18 protein-coding genes are annotated in these 22,329 nt (G+C 73.5%); 14 read left to right on the top strand and 4 right to left on the bottom strand.

Translation table 11 applies throughout. From position 1 onward, the window contains the following. Positions 1-2 precede the first annotated feature (2 nt). From fdxA to ACIBTX_RS19565, 5 genes are all read left to right on the top strand, one after another. Positions 3-329, top strand: coding sequence for a ferredoxin (gene fdxA / locus ACIBTX_RS19585; RefSeq protein WP_007464872.1), 327 nt, complete (start codon positions 3-5; stop codon positions 327-329). Beyond that, positions 326-1,432 carry a succinyldiaminopimelate transaminase gene (dapC, locus tag ACIBTX_RS19580; RefSeq protein ID WP_357175446.1) on the top strand — a complete coding sequence of 369 codons (1,107 nt, stop codon included), beginning with the start codon at positions 326-328 and terminating at the stop codon, positions 1,430-1,432. The genes fdxA and dapC overlap by 4 nt, the downstream gene beginning before the upstream one ends. Before the next feature lie 15 nt (positions 1,433-1,447). Further along, entirely contained in the window at positions 1,448-2,620 is a 1,173-nt protein-coding gene (locus ACIBTX_RS19575; protein ID WP_357175390.1) for a prephenate dehydrogenase/arogenate dehydrogenase family protein, read from the top strand. Positions 2,621-2,795: 175 nt separating this feature from the next. After that, positions 2,796-3,446 carry an SIMPL domain-containing protein gene (locus ACIBTX_RS19570; RefSeq protein WP_357175387.1) on the top strand — a complete coding sequence of 217 codons (651 nt, stop codon included), beginning with the start codon at positions 2,796-2,798 and terminating at the stop codon, positions 3,444-3,446. Beyond that, entirely contained in the window at positions 3,446-4,081 is a 636-nt protein-coding gene (locus tag ACIBTX_RS19565; protein ID WP_357175384.1) for a nucleoside/nucleotide kinase family protein, read from the top strand. Before ACIBTX_RS19570 ends, ACIBTX_RS19565 begins: the two co-directional genes overlap by 1 nt. Before the next feature lie 162 nt (positions 4,082-4,243). On the opposite strand, the gene ACIBTX_RS19560 is transcribed toward ACIBTX_RS19565, so the two are convergent. Next, a complete protein-coding gene (locus ACIBTX_RS19560; RefSeq protein WP_357175381.1) occupies positions 4,244-4,801 on the bottom strand; it encodes a sugar O-acetyltransferase in 558 nt (185 codons plus the stop codon). Positions 4,802-4,897: 96 nt separating this feature from the next. Between ACIBTX_RS19560 and ACIBTX_RS19555 the strand changes: the two genes are divergently transcribed. Then, positions 4,898-8,299 (top strand): S8 family serine peptidase, encoded by a 3,402-nt coding sequence (locus tag ACIBTX_RS19555; protein WP_357175378.1) that lies wholly within the window; start codon positions 4,898-4,900, stop codon positions 8,297-8,299. 51 nt (positions 8,300-8,350) lie between these two features. On the opposite strand, the gene dapD is transcribed toward ACIBTX_RS19555, so the two are convergent. Then, positions 8,351-9,310: a 2,3,4,5-tetrahydropyridine-2,6-dicarboxylate N-succinyltransferase gene (gene dapD / locus ACIBTX_RS19550; RefSeq protein ID WP_355050590.1), complete on the bottom strand. Its 960-nt coding sequence runs from the start codon at positions 9,308-9,310 to the stop codon at positions 8,351-8,353. Positions 9,311-9,388: 78 nt separating this feature from the next. Between dapD and dapE the strand changes: the two genes are divergently transcribed. Next, positions 9,389-10,462: a succinyl-diaminopimelate desuccinylase gene (gene dapE, locus ACIBTX_RS19545; RefSeq protein WP_357126023.1), complete on the top strand. Its 1,074-nt coding sequence runs from the start codon at positions 9,389-9,391 to the stop codon at positions 10,460-10,462. 62 nt (positions 10,463-10,524) lie between these two features. On the opposite strand, the gene ACIBTX_RS19540 is transcribed toward dapE, so the two are convergent. Then, positions 10,525-10,704, bottom strand: coding sequence for a hypothetical protein (locus ACIBTX_RS19540; protein WP_357126020.1), 180 nt, complete (start codon positions 10,702-10,704; stop codon positions 10,525-10,527). Between the two features lie 154 nt (positions 10,705-10,858). Here ACIBTX_RS19540 and ACIBTX_RS19535 point away from each other — a divergent pair, with 154 nt between their 5' ends. The 7 genes from ACIBTX_RS19535 to ACIBTX_RS19505 all read left to right on the top strand — a co-directional run bounded on the left by ACIBTX_RS19535 (position 10,859) and on the right by ACIBTX_RS19505 (position 21,668). Further along, positions 10,859-11,722 carry a TIGR00730 family Rossman fold protein gene (locus tag ACIBTX_RS19535; protein WP_357126017.1) on the top strand — a complete coding sequence of 288 codons (864 nt, stop codon included), beginning with the start codon at positions 10,859-10,861 and terminating at the stop codon, positions 11,720-11,722. After that, positions 11,722-12,267 (top strand): TIGR00730 family Rossman fold protein, encoded by a 546-nt coding sequence (locus ACIBTX_RS19530; RefSeq protein ID WP_357175374.1) that lies wholly within the window; start codon positions 11,722-11,724, stop codon positions 12,265-12,267. Before ACIBTX_RS19535 ends, ACIBTX_RS19530 begins: the two co-directional genes overlap by 1 nt. Before the next feature lie 126 nt (positions 12,268-12,393). After that, positions 12,394-15,876, top strand: coding sequence for an ATP-dependent helicase (locus ACIBTX_RS19525; RefSeq protein WP_396832818.1), 3,483 nt, complete (start codon positions 12,394-12,396; stop codon positions 15,874-15,876). Further along, positions 15,873-19,295, top strand: coding sequence for an ATP-dependent DNA helicase (locus tag ACIBTX_RS19520; protein WP_357175368.1), 3,423 nt, complete (start codon positions 15,873-15,875; stop codon positions 19,293-19,295). The genes ACIBTX_RS19525 and ACIBTX_RS19520 overlap by 4 nt, the downstream gene beginning before the upstream one ends. Before the next feature lie 226 nt (positions 19,296-19,521). Continuing rightward, the gene (locus ACIBTX_RS19515; RefSeq protein WP_007464836.1) at positions 19,522-19,725 is read left to right on the top strand and encodes a cold-shock protein; all 204 of its coding nucleotides are present in this window, start codon (positions 19,522-19,524) and stop codon (positions 19,723-19,725) included. A 224-nt stretch (positions 19,726-19,949) separates the two neighbouring features. Continuing rightward, entirely contained in the window at positions 19,950-21,266 is a 1,317-nt protein-coding gene (locus ACIBTX_RS19510; protein ID WP_355050584.1) for a DEAD/DEAH box helicase, read from the top strand. 201 nt (positions 21,267-21,467) lie between these two features. After that, positions 21,468-21,668, top strand: a complete 201-nt coding sequence (locus tag ACIBTX_RS19505) for a hypothetical protein (RefSeq protein WP_357175365.1) — start codon at positions 21,468-21,470, stop codon at positions 21,666-21,668. Positions 21,669-21,886: 218 nt separating this feature from the next. On the opposite strand, the gene ACIBTX_RS19500 is transcribed toward ACIBTX_RS19505, so the two are convergent. Beyond that, positions 21,887-22,327, bottom strand: a complete 441-nt coding sequence (locus ACIBTX_RS19500) for an Rrf2 family transcriptional regulator (RefSeq protein ID WP_357175362.1) — start codon at positions 22,325-22,327, stop codon at positions 21,887-21,889. Positions 22,328-22,329 lie beyond the last annotated feature (2 nt).

Below are 22,329 nucleotides of genomic sequence, written 5' to 3'. Positions count from 1 at the left end.
CGGTGACCTACATCATCGCCGAGCCGTGCGTGGATGTGCTCGACAAGGCATGCATCGAGGAATGCCCGGTCGACTGCATTTACGAGGGCAACCGGATGCTCTACATCCACCCCGACGAGTGCGTCGACTGTGGTGCCTGTGAGCCCGTCTGCCCGGTGGAGGCGATCTTCTACGAGGACGACGTCCCGGAGCAGTGGAAGGACTACACCGGCGCGAACTACGAGTTCTTCGAGGACCTGGGCTCGCCCGGAGGCGCCTCGAAGATTGGCAAGGTGGAGAAGGACGCGACCTTCGTCGCCGCGCAGCCGCCGCGCGGCGAGGGCCACTGAACCGGCCCGCGCCGGTCTCGGCACGGCTACCCGAGTTCACCTGGGACACCCTGGACGCCGCGGCCACCCTGGCCGCGGCGCATCCGGAGGGCCTGATCAACCTCTCCATGGGTACGCCGGTCGATCCGGTCCCGGCGGTGATCCGTCAGGCGCTGGCTGACGCGTCCGACGCGCCGGGCTACCCGCTGACCGCCGGCACCCCGGCGCTCCGCGACGCGATCGCCGCGTGGGTGGCCAGGGCCTGTGGCGCGGGCGTCGACGGTCTCGGTGTGCTGCCGACCATCGGCTCCAAGGAGCTGGTCGCCTGGCTGCCCACCCTGCTCGGCATCGGCCCGGGCGACGTGGTCGTCGTGCCGTCGATCGCCTACCCGACGTACGAGGACGGTGCCCGGCTGGCCGGCGCCACCGTGGTCCGCGCCGACTCGCTCACCTCGGTCGGGCCGACCTCGCGGGTCCGGTTGGTCTGGATCAACTCGCCCGGTAACCCGACCGGCCGGGTACTGCCCGCCGCGCACCTGCGCAAGGTCGTCGACTGGGCCCGGGAGCGTGGCGCGGTGGTCGCCAGCGACGAGTGTTACCTGCCGCTGGGCTGGTCGGCCGAGCCGGTCTCGGTGCTGTCTCCGCAGGTCTGCGGTGGCGACCACACCGGTGTGCTGGCCGTGCACTCGCTCTCCAAGCGGTCCAACCTCGCCGGTTACCGAGCCGGGTTCGTGGCCGGCGATCCGGCCCTCGTCGCCGAGCTGCTGAAGGTCCGTAAGCACGCTGGAATGATCGTGCCCGCGCCGGTGCAGGCCGCGATGGTGGCCGCCCTGCAGGACGAGGGGCACGCCGTCGAGCAGCGGGAGCGCTACCGTGCCCGGCGCGAGGTGCTGAGCGCCGCGTTCACCGAGGCCGGTTTCACGATCGAGCACTCGGAGGCGGGCCTCTACCTCTGGCTCACCCGCGACGAGGACTGCTGGCAGACCGTCGACTGGCTGGCCCGGCGCGGCATCCTGGTCGCGGCCGGCGCGTTCTACGGCCCCGCCGCCCAGCGGTACGTGCGGGTGGCTTTCACCGAGTCCGACGAGCACGTCGCCGCGGTCGCCGGTCGGCTGCGGGCCTGACCGGGGCGTCCGGCGATGACCGACGGCAGGACCGTCCCGACGCCGGACGCCGGTACCGCCACGCCACCGAGTGACCAGCGCCGCGAGACGGGCGACCAGCGCCGCGAGACGGGCGACCAGCGCCGCGAGGCCGCCGGGTCAGGCCCGGAGGTGGACGACCGGAAACCCGCGGCCGGCGGGGCGTACGCCCGGACGCGGGTGGCGGTCGTCGGCACCGGTCTGATCGGCGGTTCGGTGCTGTTGCGGCTGCGCGACGCGGGCCTCGACGTGGCGGGCTGGGATCCCGATCCGGCCACCCGGGAGAGCATGCGGTCGTGCGGTGTGTCGGCACCGGACGCCGTCGAGGAGGCCGTCGCCGGTCGGGATCTGGTCTTCCTCTGCGGTCCGCTGCCCACCCTTGCCCGGACGTTGGCGCAGGTGGCCGAGCTGACCGCGCCGGGTTGTGTGCTCACCGACGTGGGCAGCACCAAGGTCGAGGTGGCCGAGGCTGCCGACCGGCTCGGGCTCACCGAGCGTTTCGTACCCGGGCATCCGATGGCGGGCGCGGAGTCCGCCGGCCTGGCGGCGGCCTCTTCGACGCTGCTCGCCGGGGCCGCCTGGGTGCTCTGCCCGGCGCCGGGCGCGGCGACGCTCGCCTTCCGCTGGCTCGCCGGGCTCCTGGTGGAGTTGTTCGGCGCCCGGGTGGTGCCGATGTCCCCGGCCGCGCACGACTCGGTGGCCGCGCTCGCCTCGCACGTTCCACACCTGCTGGCCGGCGCGTTGGCCGGTGCGACGCAGCGGTCGCCGCTGCGTGACGCGGTGTTGGCGCTGGCCGCGGGCAGCTTCTCCGATGGCACCCGGGTCGCCGGGACGCCGGCCGAGCGGACGGCCAACATGCTGCTCGGCAACCGGGCGCGGGTGCTGGACGAGTTGGCCGAGGTGCGCGTACTCCTGGATGAGCTGGCGGACGCGTTGCGGTCCGCCGACGCGACGGGGTTGACCGCCCGGTACGCGCAGGCCGGCGCGGCGCGGTCGGCGCTGCGGAACCGGCGGTTCGCCGCGGCGGACCGGGAGTTCCCGGCCGACGGCGACCACACCGTCGAGGTGGCCTGGCTGCGCGAACTGGGTGTTGCCGGCGGCCATCTGACCGGCTGCCGGGTCGGTCCGGACGTCGTCTCCTACCCGGCACTGCTGCCGCTGGCTGATTAGGGCCTGTTTCATCAGGACTGGCCGGCCTGCGGCGGGCCCGGACGGCACCCGGCGGCGTTGCGGTGACGTCCGGATACAACACCGGTATCCGGACGTCACCGCGCCTTGCCGGATCGCCGCCCGGACTCCGCCTCGGCTCGACCGCCCTCATGAAACAGGCCCTAAGCTGACAGGCATGGCGACGGACGGCCCGGTGGTGCAGGTGCGCGGCGAGGCGACCCGGGAGGTGCAGCCCGAACTGGCCCGGTTCGCGGTGACCGTGACGGCCCGCGGCCGGGACCGGGAGGCGACGCTCACCCAGCTGGCCGAGGGGGCAGCCGCCGTCCGGGTGCTGCTGGACGGCTCCGAGCCGGCGGTGGCCCGACGGGAGACCGGCGACCTGTGGGTCCGGCCGCAGACCAAGCGCTCGGGTGAGCGTGTGGTGGGCTGGCTCGGCAGCGTCACCACCAACGTGACGGTCACCGACTTCACCGCGCTCGGTGAGCTGATGCTCCGGCTCGCCGACCAGGATCAGGTCCAGGTGTCCGGCCCCTGGTGGGAGCTGCGCCCGGACAGTCCGGCGTACCGCGAGGCGCGACACGCCGCGATCGGCGACGCGTTGCTGCGTGCCCGGGAGTACGCCGAGGCGTTGGGCGCCCGGGTCACCGCGCTCATCGAGCTGGCCGACTCCGGTCCGGCCGACCGGCCGATGTTCGCCCGCGCGGCGTTCGACGTCGGAGGCGGTGCCGGCGGTGGTGTTCCCGAGCTGGAGTTGGACCCGCAACCGCAGACCGTGCAGGCGGCGGTGCAGGCGCGGTTCACGATCAGCGAACCGGTGCTCGACTGATGCCGCCGGCCCGGGTGCTGGCCATCGACGAGATGGTGGCGCGGGCACGGTCACTGGCCGACGCCGGCCCGCGGCAACTGCTCGGCATCACCGGGGCGCCCGGTGCGGGAAAGTCCACCCTGGCGGAGCGGATCGTCGCCGAGGTCGGGGCGAGCGCGCGGCTGGTGCCCATGGACGGCTTCCACCTGGCGCAGACGCAGCTGGAACGGTTGGGCCGCGCCGACCGCAAGGGCGCGATCGACACCTTCGACGCCAACGGGTACGTCTCGCTGCTGCGCCGGTTGCGCCGGCTGGAGCCGACCTCGGTGTACGCGCCGGAGTTCCGCCGAGAGGTGGAGGAGCCGGTGGCCGGGGCCATCGAGGTGCCGCCGTCGGTTCGCCTCGTGGTGACCGAGGGCAACTATCTGCTGGTGCCGGACTTTCCGTGGCAGGAGGTCCGGACGTTGCTGCACGAGGTGTGGTTCCTCGACCTGGACGCCGAGCTGCGCCAGGGCCGGTTGACCGCCCGGCACGAGGCGTACGGGCGTTCGCCGGAGGAGGCCCGGACCTGGGCGCTGGGCAGCGACGAGGCCAACGCGGCTCTCATCACCCCGACGGCCGTGCACGCCGACCTGGTGGTCCGCCTGCGGGACTAGGGCGTGTGTCGAAGCCCTTGGCCGGCCTGCGGCGGGCCCAGCCGACGGCCGGCGGCGTTGGAGATGGACCCGGATACAACACCGGTATCCGAGCCCATCTCCGCCTTGCCGGACCGCCGCCTGGACTCCGCCTCGGCTCGACCCAGGACTTCGACACACGCCCTAGTCGAGGTCGCGGACCGGTCGGGCCGGGTTGCCGACGGCGACGACGTTGGCGGGCAGGTCCCGGGTGACCACGGCGCCCGCGCCGACCACGGTGTTCGCGCCGACCGCGACCCCGGCCAGGACGATCGCGCCGCCGCCGAGCCAGGCGTTGTCGCCGATGGTGATCGGCTTCGCGGCCTCCCACTTGTCGCGGCGTGGGCCGGGCTGCACCGGGTGGGTCGGGGTGAGCAGTTGCACGTTCGGTCCGACCTGGACGTCCGCGCCGAGGGTGATCGGGGCGACGTCGAGGAAGACCGCGTGGTAGTTGACGAAGCTGCGCGGCCCGATCCGGATGTTCCAGCCGTAGTCGCAGTAGAACGGCGGCCGGACCCAGGTGTCGTCGCCCAGGTCGCCGAGCAGGTCGCGCAGCGCCGCGAGCCGGGCCGCCGGGTCGGCCGCTGAGCTGGTGTTGAAGCGTTCCATCAGGCGGGCGGCCCGGTCCAGGTCGGCGACGAGTTCGGGGTCGTCGGCCAGGTAGGGCTCACCCGCCAGCATCCGGTCCTTCATGGAGGTCACCCGGTCGATGATGCCGGCGGGGCGCGGTGTCCCGTGGCAGGTTCGTCGTATTTTCGACTTCTTTTTGCATACTCGGTATGCAATTCTGGGTTGTCAATGCGACTCCTATCAATCAGGACGCACGACCAGGAGGAAACGTTGCACCAGGGAAGAAGATTGGCCGCTCTCGGCCTCGTGTCGGTGCTGGCGCTCGCCGCGCCGGCTCCCGCCTCAGCCGCGACCGCCGCGCCCGCCGCACCGGGCGGCGCCGACCGACAGTCCACTGCGCTCGGAACCAGCCCCGAGCGCTCGACCACCGTCACGCTGATCACCGGTGACCGCGTCACCGTCACCGCATCCGGCGCCTCGGCCCAGCCCGGCCCCGGCCGTGCAGCTGTGCAGTTCCTGGTCCAGCGCGAGAGAGGACGCCTCTCGGTGCTGCCGACGGACGCGCTGCCGTTGCTGCGCTCGGGTCGGGTGGACCGGCGACTCTTCGACGTCACCGGGCTGATCGAGGCGGGTTACGACGACACCCACCGCAAGACGCTGCCGCTGCTGGTGTCGTACGGCTCGACGGACGCCGCCCGGCGAGCGCCGGCCACGCTGCCCGGCACCCGGGTGGTCCGCGACCTACCGGCGATCGACGGCGCCGCCCTCACCAGCGACAAGTCCTCCCTCGGCGCGGTCTGGGCGGCGGTCAGCACCGGCTCCAGCGCGGCTCGGCTCGGCGCGGCGGGGGGCGTCGAGCGGATCTGGTTGGACGGCCGTCGACGGGTGGCCCTCGACCACAGCGTGCCGCAGATCGGGGCGCCCGCCGCCTGGTCGGCCGGGTTCACCGGCAAGGGCGTGTCCGTGGCCGTGCTGGACACCGGCGTCGACGCGACCCATCCGGACCTGGCCGGCAAGGTGGCCGAGGCGCGCAACTTCACCGAGGTCGCCGACGCCCGGGACACCGTCGGCCACGGCACGCACGTGGCCTCGACCATCGCCGGTTCCGGCGCGGCCTCCGACGGCCGCTACCGGGGTGTGGCACCGGACGCGACGCTGCTGGACGGCAAGGTCTGTGAGGACCAGGGCTGCCCCGACTCGGCGATCCTCGCCGGCATGCAGTGGGCCGCCGTGGAGAAGAAGGCCGCCGTCATCAACATGAGCCTCGGCGGCTGGGACACGCCGGAGGTCGACCCGCTCGAAGAGGCGGTGCAGACCCTGACCGCGCAGACCGGCACGCTGTTCGTCCTCGCCGCGGGGAACGACGGCTCGGACGGCTCGGTCGGCTCCCCGGCCAGCGCCGACGCCGGGCTCGCCGTGGGCGCGGTGGATCGCGACGACGAGTTGGCTGAGTTCTCCAGCCGGGGTCCCCGGGTCGGTGACGACGCGCTGAAGCCCGACATCACCGCACCCGGCGTCGACATCGTCGCCGCGAAGTCCGCCAACGGCGTCATCGGTGATCCGGTGGGGGACCGGTACGTCACGCTCTCCGGCACCTCGATGGCCACCCCGCACGTCGCCGGGTCGGCCGCGTTGCTGGCCCAGCAGCACCCGGGATGGCGGGCCGACCGGCTCAAGGCCACCCTGATGGCCGCCGCCAAGCCGCACCCGGAGCAGACCGCCTACCAGCAGGGCGCCGGGCGCGTCGACGTCGCCCACGCGATCACCCAGCAGATCACCACCGACCCGGTGAGCGTCTCGTTCGGGCGTACGCTCTGGCCGCACAACGACGACACCCCGGTCACCCGGACGGTGACCTGGCGTAATGACGGTCCGGCCCCGGTCACCGTGGATCTGAGCGTCGAGGGCGCCGGCCCGGGGGGTCGAGCGCTGCCGGCCGGTCTCTTCCAGTTGGGCGCCAGCCAGCTCACCGTACCGGCGGGTGGCACGGCCGCCACGACCGTCACCACGGACACCCGGATCGGCGACGCCGACGGCTACTGGACCGGCCGGATCGTGGCCCGCGCGGGGTCGGCCGTCGCCGTGACGCCGCTGGCCGTGAACCGGGAGGTGGAGAGCTACACGCTGACCGTGGAACACCTGAACCGCGCGGGCGCGCGTACCGCCGACCACTGGAGCACGCTGGTCGGGATGGACACCTTCGGCGCCTGGGACCTCTTCAGTTCCGATGGGGTGGCCACCGTGCGGGTGCCCAAGGGGCACTACGGCCTCAGCGGCCTGGTCTTCGAGCCGGGGCCGGAGGACGAGCAACGCGGGATGTCGTTGTTGATGCAGCCCGTGTTGACGATCGAGCGGGACACCCGGATCGTCGTGGATGCCCGCCGGGCCAAACCGGTCCGGACCACCATTCCGGACCGTAACGCCGCCCCGGAACTGATCGACGTCAGCGGCAACTTCACGGCTGCCGACGGCAGTGGGTACGGGATCGGACTCTGGGCGGACACCTTCACCGGTCTGACCAGCGGTCAGCTCGGCAAGACGGTCTCCGCCGACCAGTTCGTCTCCACCGTCAGCAGCCAGTGGATCAAGCCGGGCACGCCCGACAGCCCATACCTGTACGCGCTGGCCGAAGCGATCCCCGGTCGGATGCCCACCGGGTTCGTCCGTGACTACCGCCGGAGCGACTTGGCCGCCGTCGTGCACCGGTTCCTCGGTGCCTACGCGGGCATGGACGCTGAGCGCTCCGTGTACCCCGTGTTGGAGTACAACGTCGGTGGCTCCACGCTGGTCCTGCCCACGAGCGTGCCCGGTCAGCGGGTCGAGTACTACAACACCCGGGGCGTGCAGTGGGAGTCGGACATCTACTTCGGCACCCGGGGCGAGGACGGCTGGCTGAACCCGCAGGCCGTGCTCCTTTCCGTCCCCACCGCGTACCGGGCCGGGCGGACGGTCCAGGAGATCTGGAACCAGGCGCCGTTCGGGCCGTCCTTCCCGAACCCGCGCTGGCCGTACCAGAGCCTCACCCGGGCCGGCGACACCATCGCGGTCGACCTGCCGATCTTCAGCGACGCGGCCGGTCACCCGGGCGGCTCGTTGAACGACAGCGAGCACACCAAGCTCTGGCGCGACGGCAAGCTGGTCGGCGAGAGCGAGTACGCCGGCTACGGGGAGTTCACCGTGCCGCCGGCCGCGGCGGACTACCGGCTCGTCACGTCATCGAAGCGGAGCTTCACCGACCTGAGCACCGAGGTGGAATCGAGCTGGACCTTCCGGTCCCGGCACGTCGCCGGTGACACGCCGGCCCGCCTGCCGCTGATGGCGGTGCGCTTCGCGCCGCCGCTGCGCGTCGACGGCAGCGCTCCGGCCGGGCGGAGCTTCGTCGTACCGGTGCGGGTGCAGCGCCAGCCGGGCGCTCCGGCCTCCCCGGTGGAGGGGCTCACCGTCGACGTCTCGTACGACGGCGGGAAGACCTGGGACAAGGCGAAGCTGGTCCGTACCTCGGCCGATGGTTGGTCGGCACTGTTGCGGCATCCGGCCGGCAAGGGCCACGTGTCGCTGCGGGCCACCGCCCGGGACGCCGCCGGTAACACGGTGACGCAGCGGATCATCCAGGCCTACCGGTTGCGCTGAGGCGTACCCCCGTCGGGTCCGCGGCCGAGCGCCGCGGACCCGGCGGGTACGTCAGTCGTTGGCGTGCAGGGCGGCGTTCAACTCGATGCCGCGGCCGGTGCGCGGGCGGGCCTCCAGCGCGCCCGTCACCGAGTTGCGCCAGAACAGCAGGCCGTCGACGCCGGACAGCTCCCGGCCCTTGACCACCCGGCCGTCCGGCAGCGTGATCTTGGAGGCGGCGGTGATGTAGCAGCCGGCCTCGACCACGCAGTCGTCGCCGAGGGAGATACCCACGCCCGCGTTCGCGCCGATCAGACTCCGCTCGCCGATGCTCACCTTCTCGGTGCCGCCGCCGGAGAGGGTGCCCATGATCGAGGCGCCACCGCCGATGTCGGAGCCGTCGCCGACCAGCACCCCCTGCACGATCCGCCCCTCCACCATCGAGGTGCCCACCGTGCCGGCGTTGAAGTTGACGAAGCCCTCGTGCATCACCGTCGTGCCGGCGGCCAGGTGGGCGCCGAGGCGCACCCGGTCGGCGTCGGCGATCCGCACACCCGAGGGCACCACGTAGTCGGTCATCCGGGGGAACTTGTCCACCCCGTACACCGACAGGTGGCGGCCCGCGGCCCGCTCGATCACCCGCAGCTCGTCCACCCGCTCCGGGGGGCACGGCCCGGCGGACGTCCAGGCCACGTTCGCCAGCTTGCCGAAGACGCCGTCGAGGTTGAGCTGGTTGGGCCGCACCAGGCGGTGGGAGAGCAGGTGCAACCGGAGGTACGCGTCGGACGCGTCCTTGATGGGGTCGTCCAGCGAGCCGATCACGGTGACCACCTGCACGGTACGCAGACCGGGCAGCGGCCGGTCGCCCAACGCACCCGGCGGCAGGTCCAGCACGTCCGACTTGTCCTCGCCGGCGATCAGCGGCAGCTCACCCAGGCCCAGCTTGCCGGTCGGGTACCAGGTGTCGAGCACCTGCCCGTCGGCGGTGACGGTGGCCAGGCCGATGCCCCAAGCGGAATCTGCGGACGTCACTGTTAACCCTCTCGGTCGCGGCCACGCCGGCCTCGGCTCGCTCCTCGCGCTGACAGACCTGAAGGTACCGTGCGAACCATGGAGAACCCGCTGACCCCCGAGGTCCTCGCCGATCCGGTGCAGCTGACCCGCGTACTGGTCGACATAGAGTCCGTGTCCCTCAACGAGAAGGCGATCGCCGACTGCGTCGAGGAGGTGCTGCGGGGCGTACCGCACCTGTCCACGCACCGGCACGGCAACACGGTGATGGCCCGTACCGACCTGGGCCGCTCGCAGCGCGTCGTGCTGGCCGGGCACCTCGACACGGTGCCGCTGAACAACAACTTCCCGTCGACCATGCGCGGCGACCTGATGTACGGCTGCGGAACCTCCGACATGAAGTCCGGCACCGCCTACGCGCTGCACCTGGCGGTGACGCTGCCCGAGCCGCGCTACGACGTGACGTACTTCTTCTACGAGGCCGAGGAGATCGAGTCCCGCTACAACGGGTTGAACCTGGTCGCCCAGGCGTTCCCGGAGTGGCTGGAGGCGGACTTCGCGGTGCTGCTGGAGCCGACGTACGGCATCGTCGAGGCGGGCTGCCAGGGCACCATGCGCTCAGTGGTCACCACCACCGGCGTACGCGCCCACTCGGCGCGCTCCTGGCACGGGGTCAACGCCATCCACGGCGCCGGGGAGGTGCTGCGCCGCCTCCAGACGTACGAGGCACGACGGGTCACCATCGACGGCTGCGACTACCGCGAGGGCATGAACGCGGTACGCATCAACGGTGGGGTGGCCGGCAACGTCATCCCGGACCTGTGCGAGGTCGAGGTCAACTACCGCTTCGCCCCCGACCGGACCCCGGCCGAGGCGGAGGCACACCTGCGTGAGGTGTTCGCCGGTTTCGAGGTGCGGGTCACCGACTCGATCGCGGGCGCCCCGCCCGGGCTCAGCGCCGCCCCGGCGAAGGAGTTCCTGGCGGCGGTCGGCGCCGCCCCGATCGGCAAGCTGGGTTGGACGGACGTGGCCCGGTTCGCGGCCATGGGGATTCCCGCGCTGAACTTCGGCCCGGGCGATCCGAACCTCGCCCACCACCCGGACGAGCACGTCGAGATCAGCAAGATCCGGGACGGCGCGGCGACGCTGCACCGCTGGCTCGCGCCGGCCTGACCCGGTCGGAATCGCTCAGGTCGGGCCGGTCGGCCCCGTTTCCGGCGATCAAGAGGTTCGCGTCAGCCTGGCCCGTTGTCGGCGGCGCGAACCTCTTGATCGGCTCCGGATCCCGTGGTGGTGGCGGCGGCGGGCGACAGGGCGGGGTCGAGATCGCGGGTGCGGCGGCGCTCGGCCACCACATCGTGGATCCGTCGCTGCATCTGTCGACGGATCCGGATCATCTCGCTGTTGCTGATCACGCTGTCTCCTCCCCCGAAGGCGCGCGCCGGGGCATACCCGGTATGTGAATAGTAAGACGTACGGGGAAGCCAAATAGTTGCCCTTGATCGCGAACTATTTCCCGGCGTCGGTAGCCCGCGCCCCCGAGGTGTGCGGCTCCACTACGGTTGCTGCATGAGCCAGAACAACGGGCGGGAGGCCGGCCGCAGCCCGGGGCGGGAGCGGCACCGGGGCGCCGTCACGCTGCGCCGGGGGGCGATCCCGAGCAGCACCGCCGACCAGCGGCTGCTGGACTCGCGCGGGCGCGAGGACTGGAAGACCAGGGACGCCTGGCGGGCGCTGCGGATCCTCTCCGAGTTCGTCGAGGGCTTCGACACCCTCGCCGACCTGCCGCCGGCCGTCAGCGTGTTCGGCTCGGCGCGCAGCGGTCCGGACACCGCCGAGTGCCGGCTGGCCGAGGAGGTGGGCGGCGCGCTGGCCCGCGCGGGCTACGCGGTGATCACCGGCGGCGGGCCGGGCGTGATGGAGGCCGCCAACCGGGGCGCCACCGAGGCCGGCGGGCTCTCCGTCGGGCTCGGCATCGAGCTTCCGTTCGAGCAGGGCATCAACGACTGGGTCGACCTGGCCATCGACTTCCGCTACTTCTTCGCCCGCAAGACCATGTTCGTCAAGTACGCCCAGGCGTTCGTGGTGCTGCCCGGTGGGTTCGGCACCATGGACGAGCTCTTCGAGGCGCTGACCCTGGTGCAGACCGGCAAGGTCACCCGGTTCCCGGTCGTGCTGATGGGGGTGGCCTACTGGCAGGGGCTGCTCGACTGGCTGCGCGACACGATGGCCGCCAGCGGCAAGATCGGCCCGGTGGACCTGGACCTGATCTGCCTCACCGACGACGTCAACGCCGCCGTCCGCCACATCGTCGAGGCCGAGGCGGCGCTCTCAGTCGAGCAGGACGCGGTCCGCGACGAGGCCGTGGCGCGTACCGGCGCCGACCAGCAGGCCGCCGCCGAGCAGGCCGCCGACCGGCCCCGGGAGAACTGATGGCGGCCGTCTGTGTCTTCTGCGCCTCCTCCCGTACCCTCGACCAACGCTGGCTCGACCTCGCCACCGAGACCGGTGCGGAGCTGGCCCGGCGCGGGCACACCCTGGTCAGCGGCGGTGGCTGCGTCGGCATGATGGGCGCGGTGGTCGACGGCGCCCGGTCCGCCGGTGGACGCACGGTGGGTGTCATCCCGCAGGCGCTCGTCGACCTGGAGGTCGCCGACCTGGCCTCGGACGAACTGCTGGTCACCGACTCGATGGCCGATCGCAAGACCCTGATGATCGACAGGTCGGACGCGTTCCTCGCCCTGCCCGGCGGCCTCGGCACGCTGGACGAGCTGTTCGAGGTCTGGACCACCGCCACCCTGGCGCTGCACGCCAAGCCGATGGTGCTGATCGACGCGGACGGCTTCTACCGCCCCCTGCTGGACTGGCTGCACACCATCACCGACCAGCACTTCCTCAAACCGGCCGGCCTCGACCTGCTGACCGTGGTCACCACGGTCCCCGAGGCCCTGAAGGCGCTGGAGTCCCACCTACCCTGACTCCGGGCCACCTCGTCGGTCGTGAGGGTGGCGGCAGGGCCGTCGGCGTGTCGTGCCTTCACCTTCACGATCGGCGTGGCGGCGTGGGATGGGGTTGCTGTCGTAGGGGGGTGATGGGATTTGGTGATGCAGTCGTACCGGTTGGTGCGGCGGCCCGGGGGGCCGGCGCTGGGGGACGGGGACGCGCCGGGTGACGGTGGCGTCCTCGCCGTCGCGGCCGACCCGACCCGGTCGGCGGGCCCGCGCTGGCACGCCGATCCCGTCCAGGCCGAGATCGTCGGGCACACCGACGGGCCGATGCTTGTCGTCGGTGGCCCCGGCACCGGCAAGACCAGCACCCTCGTCGAGGCGGTCGCCGCCCGGATCGCCGAGGGCGTCGACCCCGAACGGATCCTCGTGCTGACCTTCGGCCGCCGCGGCGCCACCGCACTGCGCCAGCGCATCGAGGCCCGGGTCGCGCAGGACGGCTACCGGGTGCTGCGGGAGCCGCTGGTGCGTACCTTCCCGGCGTACGCCTTCGGGCTGCTGCGTCGCGCCGCCGCCGAGCGCGGCGAGCCGTCACCCCGCCTGCTGACCGGCCCCGAGCAGGATCTGATCATCCGTGAGCTGCTCGACGTGGTGGGCGAGGCGCCCGAGGACGACCCGGTCGGCTGGCCCACCGACCTGCGGCCGGCACTGCGCACCCGGGCCTTCGCCGGTCAACTGCGTGACCTGCTCATGCGCGCCGCCGAACGCGGTGTGGGTCCGGGCGACCTGGCCCGGCTGGGCGAGAAGCTCGGCCGCGCCGACTGGCCGGCCGCCGCGCGCTTCCTGCGGGAGTACGTCGAGGTTCTCGCGCTGCGCGACGTCAGCAACCGGGGTTCGATCGCGTACGACCCCGCCGAACTGGTCCGGGCCGCCACCGGTCTGCTGCGCGGCGACGAGGAGTTGCTGGCCGCCGAGCGCCACCGCCTCGCCCACGTGTACGTCGACGAGCTGGCCGACACCGACCCCGCCCAACTCGAACTGCTCTCGGTCATCGCCGGCGGTGGCAAGCCGCTCGTGGCCTTCGCCGACCCCGACTCCTCCACGTACGCCTTCCGGGGCGCCGACCCGGCCGGAGTGTCCACCTTCCGGCACCGTTTCCGGACTGCCTCCGGAGCGCCGGCCGCGCAGGTGCTGCTGAGCACGTCGTACCGGGCCGGGCCGGTTCTGCTCGACGCGGTGGCCCGGCTGGGCCGCCGTCTCCGTGGTCCGACGGCGCACCGCCGGCTGCGTCCGCTGCCGGACGCCCCGGCCGGCGTGGTCGAGGTGCACACCTTCCGGTCGGCGACCAGCGAGGCCGCCTGGCTGGCCCACATGCTGCGCTCGGCCCACCTGCTGGACGGCGTGCCGTGGTCGCGGATGGCAGTGCTGGTGCGGTCCACCGCCCTGCAACTGCCGACCCTGCGACGCGCGCTGCACGCCGCCGGCGTCCCGACCGTGGTGCACGGCGAGGACCTTCCGCTGCACCTGCAACCCGCGGTGGCGCCGCTGTTGCTGCTGCTGCGGTGCGCCCTCGAACCGGACCGGCTCGACGAGGAGGCCGCGGTCGCGCTGCTGCACTCGCCGGTCGGCGGCGCTGACCCGCTGGCCGAACGACGGCTGCGGCAGGGGCTGCGCGCCCTGGCGTTGGCCGGGGGCGACCGCCGCCCGTCCGGCGAGCTGATCGTCGAGGCGTTGCGTGACCCGACGGAGCTGGCCACCATCGACCGGCGGTGGGCGGAGCCGGCCCAGGCGGTGGCCGGGCTGCTCGCCACCGCCCGGGACGCCGCCGCCCAACCGGGCGCCACCGCCGAGACCGTCCTCTGGGAGGTGTGGGACGCCAGCGGCCTGGCCGAACGCTGGGCCGGCGCGATCGCCCAGGGGCGGCCGGTGGCCGGCGAGGGCGACCTGGCCCGGCGTCGGCGGGCCGAGGCGGCCGACCGCGACCTGGACGCCGTGCTCGTGCTCTTCGACGCGGCGGCCCGCTTCACCGACCGGCTACCGGGCGCGCGCACCGAGGTCTTCCTCGACCACGTGCTCGCCCAGGACCTGCCGGCGGACACCATCGCGCCGACCGCCGACCGGGGCGCGGCGGTACGACTGCTCACCGCGCACGCCGCGAAGGGCCTGGAGTGGGACCTGGTGGCGATCGCCGGCGTGCAGGAGGGCATCTGGCCGGACCTGCGCCTGCGTGGCAGCCTGCTCGGGTCGGAACGGCTGGTCGACGTCCTGGCCGGCCGGTCCGTCGGCGGCGCCCGCGCCGCCAACGTCGTGGGTCAGACCTCGGCGCTGCTCGACGAGGAGCGCCGGCTGTTCCACGTCGCCATCAGCCGGGCCCGACACCGCCTGCTGGTCAGCGCGGTGGCGTCGGCGGCGGTCGGCGGCGACGACCACGAGGAGCAGCCCAGCCGGTTCCTGCACGAGCTGGGCCCGATCGCACCGCCGAGTCCGCCGGGCCCGCCACCGGACAGGCCGGGCCCGCCCGACCCGCCGACCGTGCCGCCGAGCCCGCCCGGCCCGCGAACCGGCCCGGCCGGCGACGGCGCTGCCGTGAGCGACGAAGACGACGAGCCGGACCAGCCCGGTGCGCTGCCGGTCACCCGGCCGCCACGGGCGCTCACCCTGCCGGCGCTGGTCGCCGAGCTGCGTACCGCCGTCATCGACCCGGCCGCGTCGGCGGCCCGGCGGCGCGCCGCGGCGACCGAGTTGGCGCGGCTCGCCGCCGCCGGAGTGCCCGGCGCGCACCCCGACGACTGGTGGGGGCTGCGGGCGCTCTCCGACGACCGGCCGTTGGTCGACGACGGGGACCCGGTGCGGGTCACGCCCTCGGCGATGGAGAGCGCGCTGCGGTGCAGCCTGCGCTGGCTGCTCGAACGGCACGGCGGCAGCGGCCCGACCAGCACCGCGCAGGGCGTCGGCAACCTGGTGCACGCCGCCGCGATGCTCGCCGAGGACGCGAGCGCCGACCGGGGCGCCCTGCTCGACTACGTGGCCGCCCGGTTCGACGCGATCGAGCTGGCCGCGCGGTGGATGGCCGGCCCCGAGCGGGAGCGCGCCGAGGCGATGGTCGACAAGCTGCTGCGTTGGCTGGCCACCAATCCGCGTCGGCTGCTCGCCATCGAACACGAGTTCGCGGTGCGGCTGGACGATCCGCAGCGCCCGGTCGACCTGACCGGGCGGGTCGACCGGCTTGAGGTCGACGAGGCCGGCCGGCTGGTGGTGATCGACCTCAAGACCGGCAAGTCGACCGCGGTCACCGGCAGCGACTTGGCCGAGCACCCGCAGCTCGGGGCGTACCAGGCTGCGGTGGAGGCGGGGGCGTTCGCCGAGTTCGGCGACGAGTCCGGTGGCGCGGCGCTGGTGCAGCTCGGTACCTCCGCCAAGGACGCCCGGGAGCAGAACCAGCCCGCGGCGGGGGAGGGACCGGCGGCCGGCTGGGCGACGGCGCTGGTCCGGCGGACCGCCGATACGATGGCAGCCGCCACGTTCGCGGCGGTCGCCAACTCGAAGTGCCGGGTCTGCCCGGTGCGGACCAGCTGTCCGGTCTCCGGGCAGGGACGGCAGGTGGTCGAGCCGCCGACCGTCCGTCCCCCGGAGAATTCATGAGCCAGCCCACCCTGTTCGGCGCGGGTCCCGCGCCGACGCCCCGGCTCGCGGACTCCGGCCCCCGGTACACGCCGGTGGAGCTGGCCAAGTTGCTGCGGCTGCCGGCGCCCACCCGGGAACAGGCCGCGATCATCGCCGCCCCGGTGGAGCCGCTGCTGGTGGTCGCGGGCGCCGGGTCCGGCAAGACCGAGACGATGGCCGCGCGGGTGGTCTGGCTGGTGGCCAACTCGTACGTGCGCCCGGAGCAGATCCTGGGACTGACCTTCACCCGCAAGGCGGCCGGTGAGCTGGCGCACCGGGTCCGTACCCGGCTCGACCAACTGATCCGGCGGGTCGGCCGGCAGGAGCGCGACCCGCTCGACGATCCGCTCGCCGGTGAGCCCACCGTCTCCACGTACCACTCGTACGCCGGGCGGATCGTCACCGAGCACGGTCTGCGGGCCGGCTACGAGCCGTCGACCCGGCTGCTCACCGAGGCGTCCCGCTGGCAGTTGGTCGACCTGCTGGTGCGCAACTACGACGGCGACATGTCCGAGGTGGACCGGATGCCGAGCACCATCACCGACGCGGTGCTGGCGCTCGCCGGGGAGTTGGACGAGCACCTGGTCGCCCCGGACGAGCTGGCCGCCTGGACCGGCCGGTTCTTCGCCGAGGTGCAGTCGCGACCGGGCCGGGTCTACGCCGACGTACGCAAGGCGCTCACCCTGCAACAGACCCGGCTGCGCCTGCTGCCGCTGGTGCGGGCGTACGCCCGGCGCAAGCTGGACTTCGAGGCGATGGACTTCGCCGACCAGCTCGCCCGGGCGGCCCGGGTGGCGCGGGATCACCCGGCGGTCGGCGAGATCGAGCGGGACCGCTTCCGGGTGGTGCTGCTCGACGAGTACCAGGACACCAGCCACGCGCAGGTGGTGCTGCTCAACGCGCTGTTCGGTGGCGGTCACCCGGTGACCGCGGTGGGCGATCCGTGCCAGTCCATCTACGGCTGGCGGGGAGCCAGCGCCGGCACCCTCGACCGGTTTCCGGCCGAGTTCGCGCGGTCCGACGGCGAGCCGGCGCGGGCGTTGGGGCTGACCACCAGTTGGCGCAACCGCCCGGAGATCCTGCGGGTGGCGAACGCGCTGTCCACGCCGTTGCGTGCGGCCGGCGCGCGGGTTCCGGAGCTGCGTTCCGCGCTGACCGTCCGGGACCCGATTCCGCACCGCAGCCCCGGTGGGGCGGCCGGTGGCACGGTGCACTGCGCGCTGCTGCACACGTATGCCGACGAGGCCGCGTGGATCGCCGACAGTGTGCTCGCCGCGTGGCGTGGCGCCGCCCGGATGCCCGGTGCGGCACCGGAGCACATCCCGGTGGCGCAGCGTCCGACGACGGCCGTGCTGGTCCGCGTCCGCAGCCAGATCCCGGCGATCGAGTCGGCGTTGCGCGAGCGTGGCCTCCCGGTCGAGGTGGTCGGGCTGGGTGGCCTGCTGGACACTCCCGAGGTCCGGGACGTGGTGTGCACGCTGCGGGTGCTGGCCGACCCGACCGACGGTGCCGCCCTGCTGCGGTTGCTCACCGGCGCCCGGTGGCGGATCGGGCCGCGGGACCTGGTGGCGCTGCACCGACGGGCGCGGGGCATCGCGAACGCCCGCCGGCAGGTGGCCGCCGACGAGGACTCGGACATCAGCCCCGACCTGCTGGACGAGGCGACCCTGGTGGAGGCGTTGGCCGATCTCGGGCCGGCGCAGGCGTACTCGGCGGAGGGGTTCGCGCGGCTGCGGGCGTACGGCACCGAGCTGGCGTTGCTGCGTTACCGCCTGGACCAGGCGCTGCCGGATCTGATCGCGGACATCGAGCGGACCATCGGCCTGGACGTGGAGGTCGCGGTGCGGGCCGGCCGCGACGGCGCGGGCGACGCCGGCCTGGCGCGGGGCCATCTGGACGCCCTGGCCGACGTGGCGGCCCGCTTCAGCGGTGAGACGCCCGGCGCGACGCTCTCCGGCTTCCTGTCCTACCTGGCCGCCGCCGAGGACGAGGAGCGCGGCCTCGCCCCGGGCGAGGTCGAGGTCGTGGAGGGCGCGGTGCAGGTGGTCACCGCACACGCCGCCAAGGGCCTGGAGTGGGACGTGGTGGCGGTGGCCGGTCTGTGCCGTGGCTCGTGGCCCGGCCCGGTCCGCAACTCCGACCACTGGCTGGGCGGCCTGGGCGTGCTGCCGTTCCCGCTGCGGGGGGACGCCGACGGGCTGCCCGAGCTGGCGCTCGACGAGGCTGCCGACCAGCGTGCCGTGGCCCGGGCGGTGGCCGACTTCACCGATGCCTGGCGGGCCCACGACGAGCGGGAGGAGCGCCGGCTGACGTACGTCGCGGTCACCCGGCCGCGCCGGCTGCTGCTGTGCTCCGGGTACTGGTGGGGCGAGGGCACGAAGCGACCGCGAGGTCCGTCGATCTTCCTGCGCGAGGTGTACGACGCCTGCCTGGACGGCGGCACCGGGCACCTGGTCGACACGTGGACGCCGGAGCCCACCCCGGACGCCACGAACCCGACGGCCGAGGTGGTGCTCCGCGCGGAGTGGCCGGCCGACCCGCTGGGTGGCCGCCGGCCGGCGTTGGCCGAGGCGGCCGGACTGGTCCGCCGGCTGATGACCGACGGTCCGGCGTCGGCGCTGCCGGGGCCGGTCGGGCCGGCGCTCGCCGGTGCGCTGCCGTCGACCGGGTCGAACGCCGAGACGGCCGAGACAGCAGACCCGGAGGTGGCGCGCTGGCGGCAGGAGGCGGACCTGCTGCTGGCCGAGCGGGCCGAGCTGACCCGGCTCTCCGGCGCGGTCGAGGTGGCCCTGCCGGGACAGCTCAGCGTCACCCAGTTGGTGGCGTTGCGGCGTGACCCGGCGGCGCTGGCCCGTACGCTGCGCCGCCCGGTGCCCACCGAGCCGAATCCGTATGCCCGCCGGGGCACCGCCTTCCACGCGTGGCTGGAGCAGCGTTTCGGCGCCGACCGGTTGCTCGACGTGGACGAGCTGCCCGGCGCGGCGGATGCGGACGCCGCGCCGGACGAGGCCCTGGTCGAGCTTCAGGAGCGCTTCCTGGCCAGCGAGTGGGCTGACCGGGTGCCGGTCGAGGTGGAGGTGCCGTTCGCCACGGTGATCGCGGGTGTGGTGGTCCGGGGGCGGATGGACGCGGTCTTTGCCCGCCCGGGCGGGCGGTTCGACGTGGTCGACTGGAAGACCGGCGCGCGTCCCACCGGCCCGGCGGCGGATGTGGCGGCGGTCCAGTTGGCCGTGTACCGGCTGGCCTGGGCCGAGCTGGCCGGTGTCGACGTCGAGCGGGTGGGCGCGGCGTTCCACTATGTGCGGGACGGGGCGACCGTCCGTCCGACCGACTTGCTGGACGTGACCGGGCTCACCGCCATGATCGCTCACTTGCCCGTGGATTCCGGCCAAGTTTGACCACGACGGGGAAATCCGTGGTAGGTTGACCGGGTTGCAGTTTTGGTTACCAGAGACTCTGTGTGCGCCTGGCGGGATTGTGGCCCCAGGCGCTCTTTGTTGTGTCCGGAGTTCTCCGGGCGGGGCGACCAGAAGCGACAGGCGATTCGCGCATCCCCGCGCGGAGCGCTCCTCTTCGGGCGCGCAACAAGTGCGCGTCCGACGTTCCGTCAAGGAGACGAAACACATGGCTATTGGCACCGTGAAGTGGTTCAACGCTGACAAGGGCTTCGGCTTCATCACCCCGGACGGCGGCGGCGCTGACGTCTTCGCCCACTTCTCGGCGATCCAGTCCTCCGGCTACCGGAGCCTGGACGAGAACCAGCGGGTCGAGTTCGAGGTGACCCAGGGCCAGAAGGGCCCGCAGGCGGAGAACATCCGTCCGCTCTGATCTTCGGATCGGTTCGTAGTACCCGTCGCGCCCTCCGGGTGTGACGGTGACGGGACCGGCCCGCCCCGCCGTCGACCCGCGTAACGCGGGCGGCGGCTCGGCGGCGGGCCGGCCCGTACCCTAATCGGTTCGTGCTTGTGAGTCCTGGCGGCCTTGTTTCGCCGGTGACAGCGCCGAGTTCGGCGCCCTCCCTCGACACGTGCCGCGTCGAGGAAGGCTTCTGCGTGACCACAGTTATTCCGTCTTTTGCCCATACCGGTCTGGCGCCGGCGCTGTTGAGCGCCCTGACCGCGCAGGGCATCACCGAGCCGTTCCCGATCCAGTCGGCCACGCTGCCCGACTCGCTCGCCGGTCGGGACGTGCTCGGCCGGGGTCGTACCGGCTCCGGTAAGACGCTCGCCTTCGGGCTTCCCCTGCTCTCGCGTACCGCCGGCCGTAAGGCCCGGCCGGGTCGCCCGCTGGCCCTGGTGCTGGTGCCGACCCGTGAGCTGGCCCAGCAGGTGACCACCGCGCTGGCCCCGTACGCCCGCGCCGTCGGTCTGCGCTGCGCCACCGTCGTCGGCGGACTGTCGTTGCAGCGCCAGGCCGACGCGCTGCGCGCCGGCGCCGAGGTGGTCGTGGCGACCCCCGGTCGTCTGCACGACCTGATCAACCGCGGCGACGCCCGGCTCGACCAGGTCGAGATCACCGTGCTGGACGAGGCCGACCAGATGGCCGACATGGGCTTCCTGCCGCAGGTGACCAAGCTCCTGGAGCAGGTCGCCCCGCAGGGTCAGCGGATGCTCTTCTCCGCCACCCTGGACGGCGGCGTGGACCGGCTGGTCCGCCGCTTCCTCAGCAGTCCGGTCACCCACTCGGTCGACCCGGGTACCGCCACGGTCACCGCGATGACCCACCACGTGCTGCACGTCGACGCGCTCGACAAGCCCGACGCGTTGACCCGGATCGCCGCTCGTGAGGGCCGCACCATCCTGTTCATGGGCACCAAGCACCGCGCCGACCGGCTCGCGCGCCAGTTGCTCTCCAAGGGTGTACGCGCCGCCGCGCTGCACGGCGGCAAGTCCCAGCCGCAGCGCACCCGCATCCTGGAGCAGTTCCGCAACGGCCAGGTGACCGCCCTGGTCGCCACGGATGTGGCGGCGCGCGGCATCCACGTGGACGGCCTCGACATGGTCGTCAACGTGGACCCGCCGACCGAGGCGAAGGACTACCTGCACCGGGGCGGGCGGACGGCGCGCGCCGGCGAGTCCGGCTCGGTGGTGACGCTGGTCCTGCCGGAGCAGCGCCGCGACGTGTCCCGGCTGATGGCCACTGCCGGCATCCGGCCGCAGTCGGTCCAGGTGCGCTCGGGTGACGAGGCGCTGGCCCGGGTCACCGGGGCGCGTGAGCCCTCCGGTGTGCCGGTCACCATCGCCGCGCCGCCGGTGGCGGCTAACCGGGGACGGGCCGCAGGTGGCTCGGCAGCCACGGACGGCGCGCCCCGCTCCGCGCACCGCGCGTCGGGCCGGTCCCGCCGCCCGCGCCGCCCGCGTACGGTCTGATCCTTTCCGCACGACACCGACCCGTCCCGCTTCGGCTGGGCGGGTCGGTTCGTTCCGTGCCGCTGCCCGCCATCTGACCGTTCGGTTGAATCGGTAATCAGCCTCCGTTGGGTCGGCTGGCCGACTGTGCCCTGCTCCCGGGTGGTCGAAGCTGACCAGCGGGGGAACTGGGCGGGGGCCCGGCACGGGGGAGGAGCGGCAATGGTGGGTGCAGCCGGCTCGGGAGCGCTGCGTGAACTGATCCTGGTGGTCGCGGTCGGGCTCGCCGGGTTGCTCCTCGCCATGGTCGCGGCCTTCGGCCCCTGGCATGCCACCACGGCGGGCAACGCTCCCGCCGGTCTGGTGGAGCTGCGCAGTCCCGGCGACCCGGGCCCCGGCCCGACGGTCGAGCACCGGGGCTGAGCAGCGACCGGCCGACCGGCGCCGGCGGAGGGGCAGGCCCGGTCAGGATCGGTACGAGGTGTGGTCGGGCCGGCGGGGCACCGGCCCGACCACACCGCCTACGTGCACGGGTCCGCCAGCGCGTCGATCTTGCAGTTTCGGTCGTCGATCTGCCGTGATACGCCCCCTTTGTCGCCGCAGAAAGTGCAAGATCGCGGGGCAGTGCGCGCAGGGCAGGGTCAGGGGGCGGTTGGGGTTTGGTTGTGGGCCAGCAGCAGGTCGGCCAGGGTGGTGCTGTCGACGACGGTGGCGATCGCCCCGTGCACCGCCAGCCAGACGTCGGTGAGCCCGGCGGCCACCCCGTGGTAGCCAGCCCGCTCGGCCGGTAGGCCGCGCACTGTGGTCAGCGACCCACCCACCGCGCGCAGCACGTCCCCGACCGTGATCGCGGTGGCCGGCCTGGTCAGCGCGTACCCACCATCGGTGCCGCGATGGCTGTGCAGCAGGCCGGCGCGGCGCAGGTCGAGCAGGATGCCCTGGAGGAAGCTGAGCGGGATCTCCTGCACCTCGGCCAGGCTGCCCGCCTTCACCAGCTCGCCGACACCGTCGCCGCCCGGCGCGGCGGCGGCGACGGCGAGCATCGCCCGGAGCGCGTAGTCGCTGCGCGCGGAGACGTACACCG

Source organism: Micromonospora sp. NPDC049359, from assembly GCF_044466585.1.
In the GTDB taxonomy this organism is placed as follows: Bacteria; Actinomycetota; Actinomycetes; order Mycobacteriales; family Micromonosporaceae; genus Micromonospora.
This window is presented reverse-complemented; position numbering and strand designations above follow the sequence as displayed.

What these genes read in the sequence shown, in the direction of transcription:
- ACIBTX_RS19575 (WP_357175390.1), top strand. Translation starts at nt 1,448, where the DNA reads ATGACCGACGGCAGGACCGTCCCGACGCCGGACGCCGGTACCGCCACG.
- ACIBTX_RS19570 (WP_357175387.1), top strand. Translation starts at nt 2,796, where the DNA reads ATGGCGACGGACGGCCCGGTGGTGCAGGTGCGCGGCGAGGCGACCCGG.
- ACIBTX_RS19565 (WP_357175384.1), top strand. Translation starts at nt 3,446, where the DNA reads ATGCCGCCGGCCCGGGTGCTGGCCATCGACGAGATGGTGGCGCGGGCA.
- ACIBTX_RS19555 (WP_357175378.1), top strand. Translation starts at nt 4,898, where the DNA reads ATGCGACTCCTATCAATCAGGACGCACGACCAGGAGGAAACGTTGCAC.
- dapE (WP_357126023.1), top strand. Translation starts at nt 9,389, where the DNA reads ATGGAGAACCCGCTGACCCCCGAGGTCCTCGCCGATCCGGTGCAGCTG.
- ACIBTX_RS19535 (WP_357126017.1), top strand. Translation starts at nt 10,859, where the DNA reads ATGAGCCAGAACAACGGGCGGGAGGCCGGCCGCAGCCCGGGGCGGGAG.
- ACIBTX_RS19530 (WP_357175374.1), top strand. Translation starts at nt 11,722, where the DNA reads ATGGCGGCCGTCTGTGTCTTCTGCGCCTCCTCCCGTACCCTCGACCAA.
- ACIBTX_RS19525 (WP_396832818.1), top strand. Translation starts at nt 12,394, where the DNA reads ATGCAGTCGTACCGGTTGGTGCGGCGGCCCGGGGGGCCGGCGCTGGGG.
- ACIBTX_RS19520 (WP_357175368.1), top strand. Translation starts at nt 15,873, where the DNA reads ATGAGCCAGCCCACCCTGTTCGGCGCGGGTCCCGCGCCGACGCCCCGG.
- ACIBTX_RS19515 (WP_007464836.1), top strand. Translation starts at nt 19,522, where the DNA reads ATGGCTATTGGCACCGTGAAGTGGTTCAACGCTGACAAGGGCTTCGGC.
- ACIBTX_RS19505 (WP_357175365.1), top strand. Translation starts at nt 21,468, where the DNA reads ATGGTGGGTGCAGCCGGCTCGGGAGCGCTGCGTGAACTGATCCTGGTG.